The sequence below is a fragment of the Schaalia sp. genome (assembly GCF_050312375.1).
Classification (GTDB): Bacteria; Actinomycetota; Actinomycetes; order Actinomycetales; family Actinomycetaceae; genus Pauljensenia; species Pauljensenia hyovaginalis.
In genome coordinates, this window is record NZ_JBNOYB010000092.1 from 1 (window position 1) to 17620 (window position 17620).

Consider the following 17620-nt stretch of genomic DNA (forward strand, 5'->3'; position numbering starts at 1 on the left):
CTCGAGGAGTGCTCGAGTCCGCCGCCCGTTCTCGGCCGCCTTTGAGGCGTCTTCGGCGACTCAGGCCTTGACCCGCTTGGAGGCGAGGAGGGCCAGGCCGAGGGCGGCGAAGAGGCCGCAGGTCCCCATGAGGATCATGAGGAGCCGCCCGTTCGCGCCGGTGAGCGGCAGAGTCGGGATGCTCCGCTTGGCGTTGCCGACCTCGAAGGAGGCGGTGAGCGCCGCCGCTTCGGCTTCCTCGCCCGAGAATTCGAAGGGGCGGAGCGCGGGGTCGAGGACGTAGCCCGTGGGCGCCTTGGTCTCGACGAGGACGTATTTGCCGGGCGCCCTGAGTCCGTTCAGAACGCCTTTGCCCCGCTCATCGGTTGTGAAGCTGGCGATGCCCTGGCAGTCGGCGCCCGCCTTCGCCTCCTGGAGGCAGACCTTGAATTCGGCGCCGGCGAGCGCCTTCTTCGTCTCCTTGTCCACCTTCTCAACCTCGACGCGTCCGAGTCGGGCGGTCTTCGTGCTGGTTCCGATCTCCTTGGTCGGATCGTTGATGAAGGTGCTCACCGTGTTGGAGTAGAGACCGTGTTCACCGCGAGTGGTGTAGGTGAGGCGCGCATTCGCCCCCGAGATGAGCTTGGGCATCGCCTCGGGCTTGACCTCGATGGCGAGCCTCGCGCCCTCGAGTCTCGCCGTGAAGTCGGTGTCCTTGGCGAGGAGGCTCGTCTGCTCCCCGGAGATCACTTCGAGTTTCTCGATGCTCGTCAAGGTCGCCTCGGTCGCCCCCGCCTTGGACAGGTCGTCCACGATTTTGAAGGAGGAGAGCGAGGTGCTCGCATCGTACAGCGGGATGCGCTGTTCGACGGTCCAGGTCAGGACGCCGCCGGAGGGTTTTTCGATGGAGACCGTCTTCATCGGCTTCTCGGAGACGGTGTTCTTCGGGTAGACCTCGAGGGTCTTGAGCCATTCCTTGTTGCGCGCGTTCCAGAAGGGGAGCACGACGAAGAAGGGCTTCGCCTTGGCGACGATCCCGTTGTTCCCCTTATCGGCGCCCTCGACGAGGACGTAGAGGCCCGGCTTCTGCTTGGTGAAGGAGGCGAGGCCCTGCTGGTCGGTCGAGAGCGTGCTCCTCTTGGACAGGGAGTGCTCCCGTTGGTCGATCGTGACCTTCGTCGGGGAGTCTTCATTGTCCACGCGCGCTTCGGATGAGGAGTCGTTCTCGGTGAGCTTCTGGACGAGATCCCAGCCGCTGTTGTCGTTCAGGTTCTCCGCACCTGCGAGGTCGACGCCCTGAACCTGATACAGGGTGAACTCGACTCCCGCCAGGGGCTTCGCACCCTCGGGGAGCGTCTGTGCGGAGCCGTCGGCGCGGGAGAGCTCCCCTGCCGGATTCGAGTGCTTGTGGACATTGATGACGCCGTCTTCGAATCGGGGGATGTTCCCCGCCGCGGGATCAGCGGCATGAGCCGCGCCGCCGATGCCCGCGAGGCCGAGGGCCAGGGCCGCGGAGGCGATGATCGTCCGCGTTGCTTGGGGCGAGGAGGGGTTCATGTTTTCCTTTCGTTGTCATGCGCTATGAGTCGCAGCGGCTTCCTTCGGGAGCGCTCGTGGGCACGAGGGCGTTACTCGGGCGTTGATTGGCCGCGTTTCATCGGGCCCGCGCTCGCCGAGGGGAGCGCGGGGAGCCGGCCCATCGGATGTAGAGGCCGACGGCGATGATCGTCGCCGCGAGCCCCAGGGCCCACCAGGGGAAGCCGGGAACGGTGGGGGCGGAGAAGGGGGCGGGAGACCCTTCCGCCGGGGGCAGGGCGATGCGTTCGCCCGTGAGGAGGATCCGATGCGTATTGATGCCGATCGGGGTGCAGGTGACCAGGGTGGCCAGGTCCTTCCCGGGGACCGCTTGCAAGGACTCGGTCGCTTCGGGCTCGACGATCTTCTTCTCCGAGACCCGGTAGGCCAGGACCTCGCCGAAGACCTCGAGGGTGAAGACCTCGCCGATCTCGACGGCGTCGAGGTCGGTGAACATGCGCGCCTGCGCGAGCCCTCGGTGACCGGTCAGCACCGTCCTCGTATCGGAACCTCCGACCGGCAGGGAGGTTCCTTCGAGGTGGCCGATGCCGTCGAGGAGTGTCTGGTCATCGGTGCCGTGGTAGATGGGCAGGTCGAGTTCGATGGAGGGGATCCGGATGCGGCCCATGAGGCCGCTGTCGTCGAGCGACAGGATCGAGTGGTAGTCGCCGCCCGTCCCTTCCGATTCCCCCTCCGCCTTCGGGATGCTCTCGTTCCCTTCGAGGACGGCTCCCACGCGGAGCCCCTCGTTGTACTCGCGGGCCCGCTGGAGTTGGGCCTCTTTTTCGGAGCCGACCGCAGCGACGCGCCGACCGTATTCGGACACGATCCGCGACTGCTCGTACTGAGTGATCCAGCTCGCGATGTTCGGGTACAGGAGCGTGAGCATCCCGACGATCGCGAAGACGGAGGCGACGATCGAGAAGCCGTCGAGGCGCCAGGCGCGACTCTCCCCCTTCGAGGGCGTCCGGCCCTTCGGCGCTTCTTCGAGCGCGCCGGATGTTGCGGGCTCGGCGCCTTCGTGTCGACGAATACTCATGATGTCCCCGTGTTCGGCTTCGCCTGGGCGCGCCTTAGGAGTCCCGGTGCTTGCGCCTGCGCTGAGCGATCCAGAGGGCGCCTGCGCACAGGATCAGGAGGCCCGAGCCTGCGATGAGGAAGGCGTCGGACCCGGCACCGCCGGTCAGCGGGAGGACGGGCGCCTGGAGGGCCGCGTTGCGGATCTTGCCGTCTTCGGGCAGCCCGCGGACCTTTCCGTCCTCGTCGATGGTGATGTCAACGGGGGCGGCGAGTTTGCGGAAGCCCGCGGGTGCCGCGGTCTCCGTCAGGCGGTAGGCGCCCATCGGCAGTCCGTCGACTTTGAAGGCGCCGTCTTTCCCGGGGGTGACGGGGATCTCGGCGACCTCGGGAGCGCTCGTGCGGGAGAGCTTCCAGGTGGAACCGTTCAGGGCCCGCCCGGCTTCGTCCGTCTTGGTCCATTCGAGGGCGGATGTGCGCAAGGCGTTCGTGACCGTGCAGGTGTAGGTCTTGCCCGCTTCGAGGCGCACCTCGCCCTTCTCGTTCACGGGAGCATCCTCGCAGGTCCAGCCTTTGGCCTTGTAGGCCGCTTCGGGTAGCCCGCCGGTGATGGTCTTGGGCTTTTCGGCGAGGGAGTAGGTGCCTGCGAGGACTTCGATTCCGGTCACCTTTTCAGAGCCGGTGACTCCTTCGAGACTGGTCGCGGGCTGCGGTTGTGAAGCGCCCATGCTGATCGCCTCGGCATTGCGCGGGCCGTCAACGCGGGTTGCGCTGAGGAGCCAGTCGGTGGCTTCAGCCTTTTTCGCCCATTCCTTGTCGCTTTCCTCTTCGAGGGTCTTCTTGAGGGTGAGTGTGGCTGTGGGGGCGTAGAGGTTGGTGTAGGTGCAGGTGATCGGGATGCTCTGCGGATCCGTTTCCTGCAGGCCGGCGGGGATTGTAAGAGTCGCACCATTGGTGGTGGCGCCCTTGATGGCCTGATTCTTGCCGTCGAGGCATTGGAGGCTCTTCACAGACCAGCCTGCGGGCAGGGTGTTCTCCGTGATCGTGAGTTCGGCACCGGTGTTGTAACCTGCCTCGACCTTCTTCTCGGCGCGCTTCTGCGCGCTCGGCTGAAGGGTGAATGTCTTGTTCCACAGCTTTGCGAGAGGTCCGGAGACGGTGTAGCTGAAGGAGTGCTCGCCCGAGTCGGCGATGCCGGGGGCGAATTCCACCTGCTTGACGATCGTGACGGGGCGGACCTGCACGAGTGAGGCCCAGAGGCAGCCGTAGGTGACCGCGTTCTCCTTGGTGATGAACTTGTTCTCGACCTGCGACTGATCATTCGGCCGAGCGGGGCACTGCCCGGAAACCGCGGGGGTGAATCCCTCGATCTTCAAGGTGTAGTGGTGCCCATTCGACTCGAAAGTGGTGGGAGCGAGCGTCGAAGTGAACTCGAGAATATCGTCCGAGCTGCCATTCCACTGGTAGCCCGAGGGGTCGTTCGCCGTCTCGTGGAGCTGCCAGGGGAAGCTGAGATCCTTCTGGACGCCTGCCAGCTTAAGGCGGATGTTGAGATTGGCTTGGAAGCGACCGTGAAGCGCCCTGACGGAGTTGTTCACGTGCACGAAATAGCCGAGGTTGAACTTCTCCCCGACGGGCACGGACCCCGGGTCGCGCGGCGCGAAGCCGACGGCGCTCTTCGCCTGGAGGTTGAGCTTCCCCTCCTCGGTTCCGAGGTCGAGGTTCCACCTTCCCCAGCAGCCAAAGGACCAGAACTGGTTCCTGCAGCTGGATTGGGCGCCGTGCGCGGAATAGACCATCTGCCCCTGACCGACGAAGGCTGTCTCCTCGTTATTGCCGCCCTCGTTGCCGATGAGATGTTGACCATTCATGCCGACGTTGCCAGCGGTAGTCGAGCCGTAGCGGATGGCATCACCCTTGACGAGATGATCACGCGTGATCTGCTCATTCACGCCCTTGTGCCCTTGGGCCTGGGCTTGGACCTCCAGCTTGATTCCACCCTCATTGGCGGGCGGAGCAAGGAGCGGCGCGGCTTCGGGCTCGGAAAGGGGCTGTTCCGCTGCCGGGCCTTCGGGGCTGTCGGCCTCGGCGCCCTGGGATTCACGGGGAGCCTCTTCTCCGCTGCTCTGCGATGAGGACTCCCCCTCGTCCTCGCCTGCGCGAAGCGTAGGGGGCTGCGCGTCAGCGGGAGGCTCGGAGCTTGAAGAGGCGCTGTTCGCGTCGTTCGAGGACGCGCCCTCGTCTCCTTGAGAATCCGAGGCTGCGGTGAGCTTGGCGCTTCGCGACGCGGGGTATCCGGCGTCAGCCCGGAGTTCCGCACCTGTTGCGGCGTAGGCGGAGCCGCTGAAAGCCGAGGCGACGAGTGAAAGCGCCGTAAGGGAGAGGAGCGCCCGACGAGGCCAGGCAGACGATGAAACAGCGGGTGCGATACGCGCGCCCCGACCGGCTGAGGTCACAGAATCCTCCTATTTCAAAATTTGGAAGACTCACTGTAACGAGGCCATCTCGGGGCGACAACACCCTGAATCGACACTGCCTCGACAACCGTTAACCGAGAGATTTCACCTCCCCCTGGGCCCTTCACGACGACAACAATCAGACACCGAAGTGCGACTTAGGACCGCTCACGAAGGCCGAGCAACCCGCGCACCCCGAAGCAAGGCATTCACCCCATTCCGAGAAAAAGCTCAAATATCAACAAAAGAGGGCTTCCGCCACCCCTCGGAGCACGCGAGGCCGAGACAGCGAGTGGAGCAGGATCGAAAGCCTCAAGGCCCGACAGACGACTGAAGGACTCGAAGCGCATCAGAAGGCCACAGTGGCGGACAATCGCCAGATCGCGCAGCGTTTCACAAAGAAGTGCTGTCATGAGGGCGCCATATTGAATCTTTGAAGTCGCCGGATGGTTCTTCAAGAATCAGGTGACTTCCCCGGTCTTCTTCGCATCGCCGTATGGGCCGGGCTCGAGGACTTGTGGCGTCTGAGATGATCTGAAGGCCGCGACATCCAAGGCACCAGTCGGAAGCCAAAACGGCGGAGCAGCCTTCAGCCAGCGCCACGGCCGCCGCCCCGACCTGCACTCCCTGGGGGAAGGTCACGGTGTAGGTGAAGGAAGCGCTCGCACTCAGCGTCTCCTTGTCCCAAGGGAAGTGCCCGGCGTCCGCTTCGGACTTCACCTCGGACTCGAAGGGTTTGAGCAGCTCCGTCATCTGCAGCTTGGCGGCGAAGTCGCCGAGGTAGCTCGCTGGGAGGGCGTCACCCGCAGAGCACGAAGCAGTGCCGGTCGTATCGGCGAACTGCGCCGTCGGCATCGGTGCCGCCGCATCACCTCCACCTAGGCACATCAAGGGACACAAGGACCCCCATGAGTGCATCGTGATGAAGGCAACCCGTAGTCGGAAAGCACGTCGCCCCCACCCGGTAACCCGGGTGGGGGCGACGCTCAAGCGAACGCTATGCGGCCTGAGCCGCGAAGATCACTTGATGATCTCGGTGACGCGGCCGGAACCGACCGTGCGGCCACCCTCGCGGATCGCGAAGCCGAGGCCCGGCTCCATGGCGATCGGCTGGATGAGCTCGACGGTGATCTCGGTGGTGTCGCCCGGCATGACCATGTCGGTGCCCTCGGGGAGGGTGATGACGCCGGTCACGTCCGTGGTGCGGAAGTAGAACTGCGGGCGGTAGTTCGAGAAGAACGGGTTGTGACGGCCGCCCTCTTCCTTCTTGAGGATGTAGACCTGGCCCTTGAAGTTCGTGTGCGGGGTGATCGAGCCGGGGATGGCGACGACCTGGCCGCGCTCGACCTCGTCACGCTTGGTGCCGCGGAGGAGGAGGCCGCAGTTCTCGCCGGCCCAGGCCTCATCCATCGACTTGTGGAACATCTCGATGCCCGTGACCGTGGTCTTCTGGGGATCGCGGATGCCGAGGATCTCGATCTCGGTGTTGATCGGGAGCTTGCCGCGCTCGACACGACCGGTGACGACGGTGCCACGACCGGTGATCGTGAAGACGTCCTCGATCGGCATGAGGAAGGGCTTGTCCATGTCACGCTCGGGGGTCGGCACGTAGGAGTCGACGGCCTCCATGAGCTCCTCGACCTTGGCGACCCACTGGGCGTCGCCCTCGAGGGCCTTGAGGGCCGAGACCTGGATGATCGGGGCGTCGCGGTCGAAGCCCTGCGACTCGAGGAGGTCGCGGCACTCCTCCTCGACGAGCTCGAGCATCTCTTCGTCGTCGACGGCGTCGGACTTGTTGAGGGCGACGAGGATCGTGGGAACGCCGACCTGACGGGCGAGCAGCACGTGCTCGCGGGTCTGGGCCATCGGGCCGTCGGTGGCGGCGACGACGAGGATCGCGCCGTCCATCTGGGCCGCACCGGTGATCATGTTCTTCACGTAGTCGGCGTGGCCGGGGGCGTCGACGTGGGCGTAGTGACGGGCCTCGGTCTGGTACTCGACGTGTGCGACGTTGATCGTGATGCCGCGCTCGCGCTCCTCAGGAGCGTTGTCAACCTGGTCGAACGGGGTGAACTCGTTCAGCTCCGGGTACTTGTCGTGCAGGACCTTGGTGATCGCTGCGGTGAGCGTGGTCTTGCCGTGGTCAACGTGACCGATCGTGCCGATGTTGACGTGCGGCTTGCTGCGCTCGAACTTGGCCTTCGCCACTGGTGTCCTCCTGGACTCGGGTAGTTTTTCTAGCCTATGGCTAGGTGTCACTCTAACACCCAGCCCGCTTGAAACCTACAGGGATTCTTTGGGGTGTGAGCCGCATCGCTGCGCCCTCGACGATTGAGGGACGAGGGCGCAGCGACCGCCCGTGAAATGGAATCGAAAAGCCTCAGTTGCCCTTGGCCTTGCCGACGATCTCGTCGGCGACGTTGCGCGGAACCTCGGCGTAGGAGTCGAACTCCATCGAGTAGACCGCGCGGCCCTGGGTCTTCGACCGCAGGTCGCCGACGTAGCCGAACATCTCCGAGAGCGGGACCTGAGCCTTCACGACGCGAACGCCGTGCTGCTCGTCCATCGAGGAGATCTGACCGCGACGGGAGTTGAGGTCGCCGATGACGTCGCCCATGTACTCCTCGGGAGTACGGACCTCGACGGCCATGATCGGCTCGAGGAGGACCGGGGACGCCTTCTTCGCGGCTTCCTTGAGGGCCATGGAGCCCGCGACCTTGAACGCCATTTCCGAGGAGTCGACTTCGTGGTACGCGCCGTCGAGCAGCGTCGCCTTGATGCCGACCATCGGGTAACCGGCGAGAACACCGGACTGCATGGCGTCCTGGATGCCCGCGTTGACCGAGGGGATGTACTCGCGCGGGACGCGGCCACCGGTGACCTTGTCCTCGAATGCGTACTCCTCCTCGGCATCCGCTTCGAGGGGCTCGAGGGCGATGATGACGCGCGCGAACTGACCGGAACCACCGGTCTGCTTCTTGTGCGTGTACTCGTACTTCTCGACCTTCTTGCGGATGGTCTCGCGGTAGGCGACCATCGGCGCGCCGACGTTCGCCTCGACCTTGAACTCGCGGCGCATGCGGTCGACGATGATGTCGAGGTGGAGCTCGCCCATGCCGCCGATGATCGTCTGGCCCGTCTCCGGATCGAGCTCGACCGTGAAGGTCGGGTCCTCTTCGGCGAGCTTCTGGATCGCGACGCCCATCTTCTCCTGGTCGGCCTTCGACTTCGGCTCGACGGCGACCTGGATAACGGGCTTCGGGAAGGTCATGGACTCGAGGACGATCGGCTTGTCGATCGCGCAGAGCGTATCGCCGGTGGTCGTGTCCTTGAGGCCGATGACCGCGTAGATATGGCCGGCGTGCGCCTCTTCGACCGGATTCTCCTTGTTGGAGTGCATCTGGAAGATCTTGCCGATGCGCTCCTTCTTGCCCTTGGTCGAGTTGAGGACCTGGGCGCCGGACTCGACCTTGCCGGAGTACACGCGGACGAAGGTGAGCTTGCCGTAGAAGGGGTGCGCGGCGATCTTGAAGGCGAGCGCCGAGAAGGGCTCCGCCTCGGAGGGCTTGCGCGACTCGGTCTGCTCCTCGGTCTCCGAGCCCGGCTTGAAGCCCTTGACATCGCCGATGTCGAGCGGAGTCGGGAGGAAGTCGACGACCGCATCGAGCACGGGCTGGACGCCCATGTTGCGCAGCGCGGTGCCGCAGTACACCGGGAAGGCGCGACCGGAGATCGTGAGGAGGCGGATGCCCTCCTTGATCTGCTCGATGGTCAGCTCGCCGTTCTCGAGGTAGGCCTCGGTCAGCTCATCCGAGCCCTCGGCAGCGGCCTCGACGAGCATCTCGCGGTACTCCTCGGCCTTCTCCTGAAGATCCTCGGGGATCGGGCCGCGGACGACGAGGGAGCCGAGGGTCGGCTCGCCCTTCTCATCCTTGGCCGGGTAGTGGATCGACTCCATGGTGAGCAGGTCGACCTGGCCCTCGAAGTCGTTCTCCGCGCCGATCGGGAGCTGCATGACGATCGGGGTCGCGTGGAGGCGATCGCGGATCGTGCCGACCGAGAAGTAGAAGTCCGCGCCCATCTTGTCCATCTTGTTGATGAAGCAGATGCGGGGGACCTCGTACTTGTCGGCCTGGCGCCACACGGTCTCGGACTGGGGCTCGACGCCCTCCTTGCCGTCGAAGACCGCGACGGCACCGTCGAGCACGCGCAGGGAGCGCTCGACCTCGACCGTGAAGTCCACGTGGCCGGGGGTGTCGATGATGTTGATCTGGTTGCCGTTCCAGAAGGAGGTGACCGCGGCGGACGTGATCGTGATGCCGCGCTCCTTCTCCTGCTCCATCCAGTCGGTCGTCGAGGCGCCGTCGTGGGTCTCGCCGATCTTGTAGTTGATGCCCGTGTAGAACAGGATGCGTTCCGTCACGGTCGTCTTGCCGGCATCAATGTGAGCCATGATGCCGATGTTGCGAACCTTGTTGAGGTCCGTAAGCACATCTAGTGCCACGAGTGCGATTCCTTCGCTCGAGTTGTATGAGGTGTTCGCGGTCTATTCGCCCCGATCGGCGAAAGCGGGTCGCCCCGCCCTCGCCGATCGGAGGGGAATCACCAGCGGTAGTGAGCGAACGCGCGGTTCGACTCGGCCATCTTGTGCATGTCCTCGCGACGCTTGACAGCGGCGCCGAGACCATTCGAAGCATCCAGGATCTCGTTGGCGAGACGCTCGGTCATCGTCTTCTCGCGACGCTGGCGCGAGAAGTCGACGAGCCAGCGCAGGGCGAGCGTCGTGGCGCGCGCGGGGCGGACCTCGACCGGGACCTGGTAGGTCGCGCCGCCGACGCGGCGGGAGCGGACCTCGAGGGCGGGACGGATGTTGTCGAGAGCGCGCTTGAGAACCGTGACCGGTTCCTGCTCGGTGCGCTCGCGAACCGTCTCGAGCGCGCCGTAGACGATGCGCTCGGCGACGGTCTTCTTGCCGTCCAGGAGGACGCGGTTGACGAGCTGGGTGACGACCTTCGAGCCGTAGACCGGATCGTCGACGAGGGGGCGCTTGGGAGCCGGGCCCTTACGAGGCATTACTTCTTCTCCTTCTTCGCGCCGTAGCGGGAACGGGCCTGCTTGCGGTTGCGGACGCCCTGCGTGTCGAGCGAACCGCGGACGATGCGGTAGCGGACACCGGGGAGGTCCTTCACACGACCGCCGCGCACGAGGACGATCGAGTGCTCCTGAAGGTTGTGGCCCTCACCGGGGATGTACGCGGTGACCTCGATGCCGGAGGAGAGGCGAACACGCGCGACCTTGCGGAGGGCGGAGTTCGGCTTCTTCGGGGTCGTGGTGTACACGCGCGTGCACACTCCGCGGCGCTGGGGCGAGCCCTTGAGCGCCGGGGTCTTCACCTTCGAGCGCTTGGAGCTGCGTCCCTTGCGGACGAGCTGCTGAATGGTAGGCACTGGTTCTCCAGTTTCTTTCCGTCTGCGGCCCTCGGCTTGCGGCTTCGGGCCCTTGCGTCAGTCTTCCGCGACTTCACTGATCCCCCGCGGGCGCACAGTCATCCGCCAGGGGCCGGCACGCCATGATAGCCGCTCCCCGATCGGGGCGGGCCAGAGGATGACGCCCGGAGCTCCGACGGAGGGAGCCCGCTGCCGGGACGCGCCGACGAGCGGGCGTTCCGACGAAAAGGGACCCGCGAACGCGCGGGAACCGTCCTCAAGTCTACGGGGGCGCACTCGCGCGGTCAAAGGCCCGGGAAGTGAGCTGCGGCGCACGAAGCCCCCCACACTTCCTTATAGGTTCCTCACTGTTCTAAGGTTCACCTTAGTTCTGAGCATCCTCCCAGGACTCTCCCGCCCCGACGACCCGAGGTCAGCCCAATGACACCCCCACCCACCGAGATCCGCACCTCCAACAGGAGCGGGCTGCGGGACTCCGCGCTCGGCACCCGCAACCTCATGACCATCGCAGCGCTGGCCATCGTCGGCTCGCTCCTCGTCGTCCCACTCTCGATCGCGACCCCGGTCCTCGCCACCACCCCCAAGGCGGTCCTCGGGCTGTGCGCCATCATGGGCGTCTGGTACCTCGCCTACCTCCTGCCCGGACTCCTCGTCCGCAAACCCGGAGCGTTCCTCATCGCCGGCCTCCTCATGGGGGTCATCTCCACATTCACGACCCCCCTCGGCCCGAGCGCCATCATCGGGAACGCCCTGGGCGCCGCCTTCCTCGAACTCCCGATGCTCCTCTTCCTCTACAGGAAGTGGACCTGGTGGGCCTACGCCCTCGGCGCCACGCTCTTCGGCGGATTCAACGCCGCCACGTACGGCACCGCGTATCAGATCGTCCAAACCCCCGCCGAATACGCCCTCGGCATCGCCCTCTCACTCGGATCCTGCTACCTCGTCCTCGCCTGCGCGATGCTCCTGCGCCGCTCGCTCGAACGCGCCGGAATCGGAGCGCTCAAGTGAAAGGGCCACTCAGGTGACGGCGGCCGCGCGCATCGAGGGCCTGAGGATCCACTACCGCGCCTGCGACGCTCCCACGCCCCGCACCCCCCCTCACCCTCGAACTCGAAGAGGGCTCCTCGACCCTCCTCATCGGCCCCTCCGGATGCGGGAAATCGAGCATCTCCCTCACCCTCGACGGCCTCGTCCCCCACTCGATCCCCTCCGGGTACAGCGGATCGGTCCTCGTCGACGGCGCCGAAGTCGCGGACGCCGACATCGCCGCACTCGCCCGAAACGTCGCCCTCGTCATGCAGGACCCCGACTCCCAGATCGTCACCCGCCGCGTCTGGGACGAAGTCGCCTACGCCCTCGAGAACCTGTGCATGGCGAGGGAGGAGATCGACGAAAGAGTCTCCTCCGCCCTCCGCTTCCTCGGCATCGAGGAGCTCGCCGCGCGCGACCCCTGGAGCCTCTCGGGCGGGCAACGCCAAAGGGTCGTCCTCGCCGGCGCCCTCGCGCAACGGCCCCGGCTCCTCGTCCTCGACGAACCGAGCGCGAACCTCGACCCGAAAGCGACCCGGGACCTCCACAGCGCCCTCGCCGACATCGTCGAGGCGGGGACGACGCTCCTCATCATCGAGCACAACCTCGACGAGCTCGCCCACCGGGTCCACCGAGTCGTCGCCCTCGATCACGAAGGGGCGATCATCGCCCAGGGGACGCCCCACGAGGTCTTCTCCCTCGAAGCGCGGACGCTGCAAGCCGCGGGGATCCGGCTGCCCGCAGCGACTCGCCTGGGACTCTTCCTCGGCGAAGCGCACCCGCCGCTCGGCCCCGATCAGGCCGAGGAGATGCTCACCCGCCTCGCCCCCTCCCTTCCCCCCGCGCCCGCCGACGCCCCCGAAACCGCCTCCCCGGACGCCGGCCCCTGCGAGGACGACCCCCTCCTGGAGGCCCGCGGACTCGGATTCTCCCGCGCGAAAACCCCGATCCTGAACAGCATCGATCTGAGGATCACCGAGGGCGAAGCAGTCGCCCTGATCGGGGCCAACGGCGCGGGCAAGACCACCCTCCTGCGCCTCCTCGCCGGACTCGAGGCGCCGAGCTCGGGCACGATCCTGCGCGCGGGGCGCGAGGGCCCCGCGCGACGCAGGCCCTCCCACTCGAACTGCACTCTGGTCACCCAGAACCCCGAGCACCAATTCGTCACCTCGAGCGTCCGCGACGAACTCGCCCACGGGATGCGACTCGCGAAGACGCCACGAGCCGAGATCGAGCGCACGGTCGAGCGGATGCTCGGAGAATACGGCCTCCTCGGCGTCGCCGAGCGCAACCCCTTCACCCTCTCCGGAGGGCAGAAGAGGCGCCTGAGCGTCGCAGCCGCCCTGAGCTCGTCCCGCGAGCTCCTGCTCCTCGACGAACCGACCTTCGGACAGGACGGACGATCGGTCCGCACCCTCATGGAGCACGTACGCGACTTCACCGCGCGCAAGGGAGCGGTCCTCTTCACCACCCACGACCTCGAGATCGCCTCGACCTACGCCGATCGCGTCATCGTCCTCGCAGGGGGCTCGATCGGCGCCCAGGGCCCCTCCCATCGGATCCTGTCCGACGATGAGCTCCTCGATTCCCTCGGCCTCCTCGCCACGCCCCTGACCCGCATCGCGGCGCAAGCGCGCCTCGCGGGCGCCGCCGTTCCCCGCTGGTCCTCCTGGTCCGAAGTCCCCGTCCTGGAAGGAGCCGTCCGTTGACCCCCGTCCTCCCTCCTCCGCAACCGCCCGCGCCCCTCGGACTGCGCTCCCTCCTCCGTTTCGACCCCCTCTCCCCCCTCCTCGCGATCGTCCCCTTCATCGCGATCGTCGGAACCTCGCTCTCCTGGCATCCCGGCGCCCTCGTCCTCCTCCTCGTCGCTCCCATGCTGCCGCTCGCCCAGGTGCGCCGAGGCTCCGCGTCACTCCTCGCCCTCGCCGTCTTCCTCCTCCTGCTCACCCTGGGGATCGCCGCCGCTTCATCCGCCCCGACGGTCCCCCTCACGGACGCCCCCTCGGCACTGCCGCCCCTCCCCTGGTTCACGGCCGAGCAGTGGAACATCGCCTTCAACACCTCGGCGCGCATCGGGGCGATCATCGCCCTCCTCCTCTTCGCCGGACTCCTGTCCGACCCCGAGGACACCGTGCGGGCCTTCGTCATCCACCTCAAGATGCCCAATCGCATCGGCCAAGCCGGAATCACCGCCCTCGGCTTCCTGCCCGCATTGCGCCGCGAACACCGCTCGATCCTCGAAGCCCACCTCCTCAGGGGATCCCGCCTCGACCTCCCCCTCCTCGAAAGCCCCGTCCGCTGGGCGCGATCCGCGCCCGCCCTCATCGCAGCCGCCGTCCGCCACGCCGAACGCACTGCGATGTCGATGGACGCCAGAGCCTTCGGCGCGTTCCCGACGCGCACCGAGCGCAGCGCCCTCTCCTGGCGCCCGCGCGATACGGCTCTCGTCCTGCTCGCCCTCCTCCTCGCGGCCGTCCTGCTCCACCAGTCCTGGGACACCGGATTCGCCGTGACCCCCAACCGCCTCTGACGCATTGAAGACCATGAACACTCGACTCACCCTCTCCTCGCTGCTCAAACCCGTCCTCCCCTCCATCATCGGGGTCTTCCTCTGCGGATTCGCCTCGGCGGGCTTCACGCTCCTCTCCCCGATCGCCGTCACGCGCCTCGCCCTCGGCGCCCTCAGGGGAGACCTCGATTCCCCCAGCGCCCTCTTCTGGCTCGCGATGATCCTCATCGGCTTCTCCCTTTCCCGTCTCCTGGTCGGCGGAGCGACCTCGTACGCCCACATGGTCGAATTCCGATTCCGTCGGGAGCTGCGTGAACGCATCGCCCGCCACGTCTCGCGACTCCCCCTGGGATGGTTCGTCTCCGAATCCTCCGGACGGATCCGCACGATCATCGCCGAGGACGTCACGAAGATCCACACGATCATCGCCCACTTCGGAGTCGATCTCGGAGCGGGAGTCGGAACCCTCCTCCTCGGCTCCGCCTACCTCATCGCCCTGTCGTGGCCCTACGCCCTCGTCCTCCTCGTCTGGCTCCTCGTCTCCCTCGCGCTCTTCACGGCCGCGATGATGCTCAACCCCGCCTCCGGCATCGAAGAGTTCACCGAAGCCGAGAAGGACCTCAGCTCCTCGACCGTGGAAATGGTCGACGGGATCGCCACGGTCAAGGCCTTCGGCATGTCCAACAGCCTCTTCCGGAGGTTCTCCGCGGCCCTCGACCGGTACACGACCGCCTCCTACGAATGGATGAAGGGGCCCGGTCGGCCGATGGCGGTCCTCATGGTCCTCATCTCCCCCGCCGGGATGCTCGTCCCCGTCCTGCTCGGCGGCTGGGCGCTCGCCTCGGCGGGGGTCATCGAAGCGATCCTCATCGTCCCCTTCCTCCTCGTCGGCGTCGCACTTCCCTCAGGGCTCGACGGCGTCATCCCGCTCGCCCACCTCCTCACTCAGGGGAAGGACGCCGCCGAGCGCATCGGCGCCCTCCTCGCCGAAGAACCCCTTCCCGAAGCCGAGCACCCCCTCACGATCGATCCCGCGGCACCGGCGGAAGTCGTCCTCGAGGACGTCTCCTTCCGCTACCGGCAGGACGCGCCCTACGCCCTCCGGAACGTATCGGCCCGCTTCCCCGCGGGCTCGGTCACGGCCATCGTCGGCCCCTCCGGCTCGGGCAAGTCCACCCTCGTCAAGCTCATCGCCCGATTCTGGGACACGAACGAAGGACGCATCCTCGTGTCGGGGGCGCCCATCAAGGAACTCGCAACCCCCGCGCTCCTCTCCCAACTCGCGATCGTCCTCCAAGACGGAGGGCTCCTCAGCGACAGTGTCACCGAGAACATCCGCCTCGGCCGCCCCGACGCCACCGAAGAGGAGATCGTCGAGGCCGCGAAGTCCGCCCTCATCCACGAGCGGATACTCGAGCTGCCCCGGGGCTACGACTCCGTCATCGGCACCGAGGGAGCCCACTTCTCGGGCGGCGAAGCGCAAAGACTCGCCCTCGCCCGCGCATTCCTCTCCGATTCGAGGATCCTCCTCCTCGACGAGGCGACCGCCCAGGCCGACCCCCATTCCGAGCGCCGCATCCAGGAGGCGCTCGGCGCCCTCGCCCGGAACCGCACGACCATCGTCATCGCGCACCGCCTCGCCACCGTCGTCGACGCCGACCAGATCCTCGTCCTCGATCAGGGGCGGCTCGTCGACAGCGGAACGCACACCGAACTCCTCGCCCGCAAGGGCGTCTACGCGGACATGTGGAAGGCCCAGCAATGATCACGACGCTCCTGTCGCTCCTCGACTCCCGCTCGGCGCTGAAGGGGAGCATCTTCGCCCACGCGCTCTCAGGACTCCTCCAGGGGATCGCCCTGGCCCTCCTCGTCCCCTTCCTCTCCGCCTTCCTCAGCAACGGCGCACCCGATCCCCTGTGGCTCGTCCCGCTCCTCATCGCAGTCGTCCTCGCCATGGCGGCCTCGATCGCCGGATCCGTCATCGCCTTCAGAGTCGCCTCCATCGACATGTGCGGCACCCTGATCCGCAAAGTCGGCGCGCGCGTCCAGGAGCTCCCCCTCGGCTGGTTCGACGCGGGCTCGACGGGGCGCGTCACGACGGCGACCTCCACGAGCATCTCGCTCCTGTCGCACCTGCCCTCGATCGTCATCCCGAAGCTCGTCTCGACCACCGGCAGCGCCCTCGTCCTCCTCCTCGCGACCCTGTACTACGACTGGCGGATGGGACTCGCGATCGCCGTCTCGATCCCCATCGCCCTGTGGGCACTGCGACTGCTGCGAAAGGCGGTCGTGCGTGAACACCGCGCCGAGGAGGAGGCGATGACCGACCTCAGCTCACGGATCCTCGAGTTCGCGCGCCTCCAACCCGTCCTGCGCGCCACGGGCGCCCTCGAGGACGGATGGGGGCCCTTGGAAGGAGCGCTCCGCCGCGAGCACGAGACCACGAGGAGGGCGGGCCTGGCGAAGGGGCCCGCGGGAGCCTTCTTCCACGCGGGAGTCCAGATCCCCCTCGTCCTCGCCCTGGGAATCGGCGCGTTCAGGATGCTCGGGGGCGCACTCGACGAAACGGCCTTCATCGCCCTCGCCCTGATGGCCGTGCGCTTCGCCGAACCGGCCGCCATGCTCGCCTTCTACGTCGATCCGCTTCATCAGTCGCAAGTCGCCCTCGACGGCATCTCCGCCATCATCGACGCGCCCGGTCTTCCCGAGCCCGCCGAAGACGAGGCGCGACTGCCCTCGAAGCCCCTCGACGTGGTCTTCGACGACGTCTCCTTCTCCTACACCCCGGATCGGCCCGTCCTCGAGCACCTCGACATCACCCTCCCCGCCGAGTCCGTCACCGCCCTCGTCGGCCCCTCGGGCTCCGGGAAGTCCACCGTGCTGCGCCTCATCGCCCGCTTCTGGGACGCCGACTCCGGATCGATCCGCATCGGGGGCGAGGACGTGCGCGCCGTGCGCACCCCGGATCTCATGAACATGGTCTCGATGGTCTTCCAGGACGTCTACCTCTTCGACACGAGCATCGAGGAGAACGTCCGCATCGGCAGGAGCGGGGCGAGCGATGAGGAGGTGGCCGCCGCGGCGGCGAGGGCCGGCCTCACGGAGGTCGTCGACAGGCTCCCCGAGGGTTGGAAGACCCTCGTCGGCGAGGGCGGATCGGCGCTCTCCGGCGGGGAGAGGCAGAGGGTCGCGATCGCGAGGGCCTTCCTCAAGGACGCGCCGGTCCTCCTCCTCGACGAGGTGACGAGCGCCCTCGACGGCGTCAACGAGGCCTCGGTGACGAGGGCGCTCTCCGAGCTCTCGAAGGGCCGCACGGTCCTCGTCATCGCCCACCGCCTCTCGACCATCCGCAGGGCCGACCGCATCGTCGTCCTGCGCGACGGGAGGATCGAGGCGATCGGCGGGCACGAGGAGCTCTACGAGACGGACGGCACCTACCGGGAGTTCTGGGACGATCAGGCCGAGGTCGAGCGCTGGAGGATCTCCCGGCGCGAGGAGGCGCGATGAGACGGCGAGCACGATGAGGCGCTGATGCACGAGCGCGATGAGCACGCCCTCGCCGCACTCGCGATGAGACGGCGTGAGGCCCGGCGGTTCAGGCGAAAGCT

The 17620-nt window shown here is 66.9% G+C and carries 14 protein-coding genes and 1 pseudogene; 7 read left to right on the top strand and 8 right to left on the bottom strand.

Annotated elements, in window-relative coordinates; genetic code table 11:
• Positions 1–60: 60 nt before the first annotated feature.
• The 3 genes from ACQY7V_RS07110 to ACQY7V_RS07120 all read right to left on the bottom strand — a co-directional run bounded on the left by ACQY7V_RS07110 (position 61) and on the right by ACQY7V_RS07120 (position 4442).
• Positions 61–1536 carry a SpaH/EbpB family LPXTG-anchored major pilin gene (locus tag ACQY7V_RS07110; RefSeq protein ID WP_320835797.1) on the bottom strand — a complete coding sequence of 492 codons (1476 nt, stop codon included), beginning with the start codon at positions 1534–1536 and terminating at the stop codon, positions 61–63.
• Positions 1537–1633: 97 nt separating this feature from the next.
• Positions 1634–2593, bottom strand: coding sequence for a class C sortase (locus ACQY7V_RS07115; RefSeq protein WP_320835798.1), 960 nt, complete (start codon positions 2591–2593; stop codon positions 1634–1636).
• Positions 2594–2627: 34 nt separating this feature from the next.
• Complete coding sequence (locus tag ACQY7V_RS07120) at positions 2628–4442, bottom strand: prealbumin-like fold domain-containing protein (protein ID WP_428639535.1); 1815 nt, start codon at positions 4440–4442, stop codon at positions 2628–2630.
• A 54-nt stretch (positions 4443–4496) separates the two neighbouring features.
• Between ACQY7V_RS07120 and ACQY7V_RS07125 the strand changes: the two genes are divergently transcribed.
• Positions 4497–4706: a hypothetical protein gene (locus ACQY7V_RS07125; RefSeq protein WP_428639537.1), complete on the top strand. Its 210-nt coding sequence runs from the start codon at positions 4497–4499 to the stop codon at positions 4704–4706.
• A 714-nt stretch (positions 4707–5420) separates the two neighbouring features.
• Here the strand turns inward: ACQY7V_RS07125 and ACQY7V_RS07130 are convergent.
• From ACQY7V_RS07130 to rpsL, 5 genes are all read right to left on the bottom strand, one after another.
• On the bottom strand, positions 5421–5882 hold the full coding sequence (locus ACQY7V_RS07130; RefSeq protein ID WP_320835801.1) for a hypothetical protein: 462 nt from the start codon (positions 5880–5882) through the stop codon (positions 5421–5423).
• 165 nt (positions 5883–6047) lie between these two features.
• The gene (gene tuf, locus ACQY7V_RS07135) at positions 6048–7235 is read right to left on the bottom strand and encodes an elongation factor Tu (protein WP_184453748.1); all 1188 of its coding nucleotides are present in this window, start codon (positions 7233–7235) and stop codon (positions 6048–6050) included.
• 172 nt (positions 7236–7407) lie between these two features.
• Positions 7408–9531, bottom strand: a complete 2124-nt coding sequence (gene fusA / locus ACQY7V_RS07140; RefSeq protein WP_184453749.1) for an elongation factor G — start codon at positions 9529–9531, stop codon at positions 7408–7410.
• A 98-nt stretch (positions 9532–9629) separates the two neighbouring features.
• Entirely contained in the window at positions 9630–10100 is a 471-nt protein-coding gene (rpsG, locus tag ACQY7V_RS07145) for a 30S ribosomal protein S7 (protein ID WP_154476196.1), read from the bottom strand.
• Positions 10100–10474, bottom strand: a complete 375-nt coding sequence (gene rpsL, locus ACQY7V_RS07150) for a 30S ribosomal protein S12 (RefSeq protein WP_026460007.1) — start codon at positions 10472–10474, stop codon at positions 10100–10102. The genes rpsG and rpsL overlap by 1 nt, the downstream gene beginning before the upstream one ends.
• Before the next feature lie 420 nt (positions 10475–10894).
• On the opposite strand from rpsL, the gene ACQY7V_RS07155 reads away from it, so the two are divergent.
• The 6 genes and pseudogenes from ACQY7V_RS07155 (at position 10895) to ACQY7V_RS07180 (ending at position 17519) form a co-directional block, all read left to right on the top strand.
• Complete coding sequence (locus ACQY7V_RS07155) at positions 10895–11482, top strand: ECF transporter S component (protein ID WP_428639540.1); 588 nt, start codon at positions 10895–10897, stop codon at positions 11480–11482.
• A gap of 101 nt (positions 11483–11583) precedes the next feature.
• Positions 11584–12003, top strand: a pseudogene (locus tag ACQY7V_RS07160) (energy-coupling factor ABC transporter ATP-binding protein); the annotation flags it as partial.
• Positions 12004–12312: 309 nt separating this feature from the next.
• A complete protein-coding gene (locus ACQY7V_RS07165; RefSeq protein WP_428639546.1) occupies positions 12313–13212 on the top strand; it encodes an ABC transporter ATP-binding protein in 900 nt (299 codons plus the stop codon).
• Positions 13209–14033, top strand: a complete 825-nt coding sequence (locus ACQY7V_RS07170) for an energy-coupling factor transporter transmembrane component T (protein WP_320835804.1) — start codon at positions 13209–13211, stop codon at positions 14031–14033. The genes ACQY7V_RS07165 and ACQY7V_RS07170 overlap by 4 nt, the downstream gene beginning before the upstream one ends.
• Before the next feature lie 13 nt (positions 14034–14046).
• Positions 14047–15777 carry an ABC transporter ATP-binding protein gene (locus tag ACQY7V_RS07175; RefSeq protein ID WP_428639542.1) on the top strand — a complete coding sequence of 577 codons (1731 nt, stop codon included), beginning with the start codon at positions 14047–14049 and terminating at the stop codon, positions 15775–15777.
• Positions 15774–17519, top strand: a complete 1746-nt coding sequence (locus ACQY7V_RS07180) for an ABC transporter ATP-binding protein (RefSeq protein ID WP_428639544.1) — start codon at positions 15774–15776, stop codon at positions 17517–17519. Before ACQY7V_RS07175 ends, ACQY7V_RS07180 begins: the two co-directional genes overlap by 4 nt.
• The last annotated feature ends 101 nt before the right edge of the window (positions 17520–17620 follow it).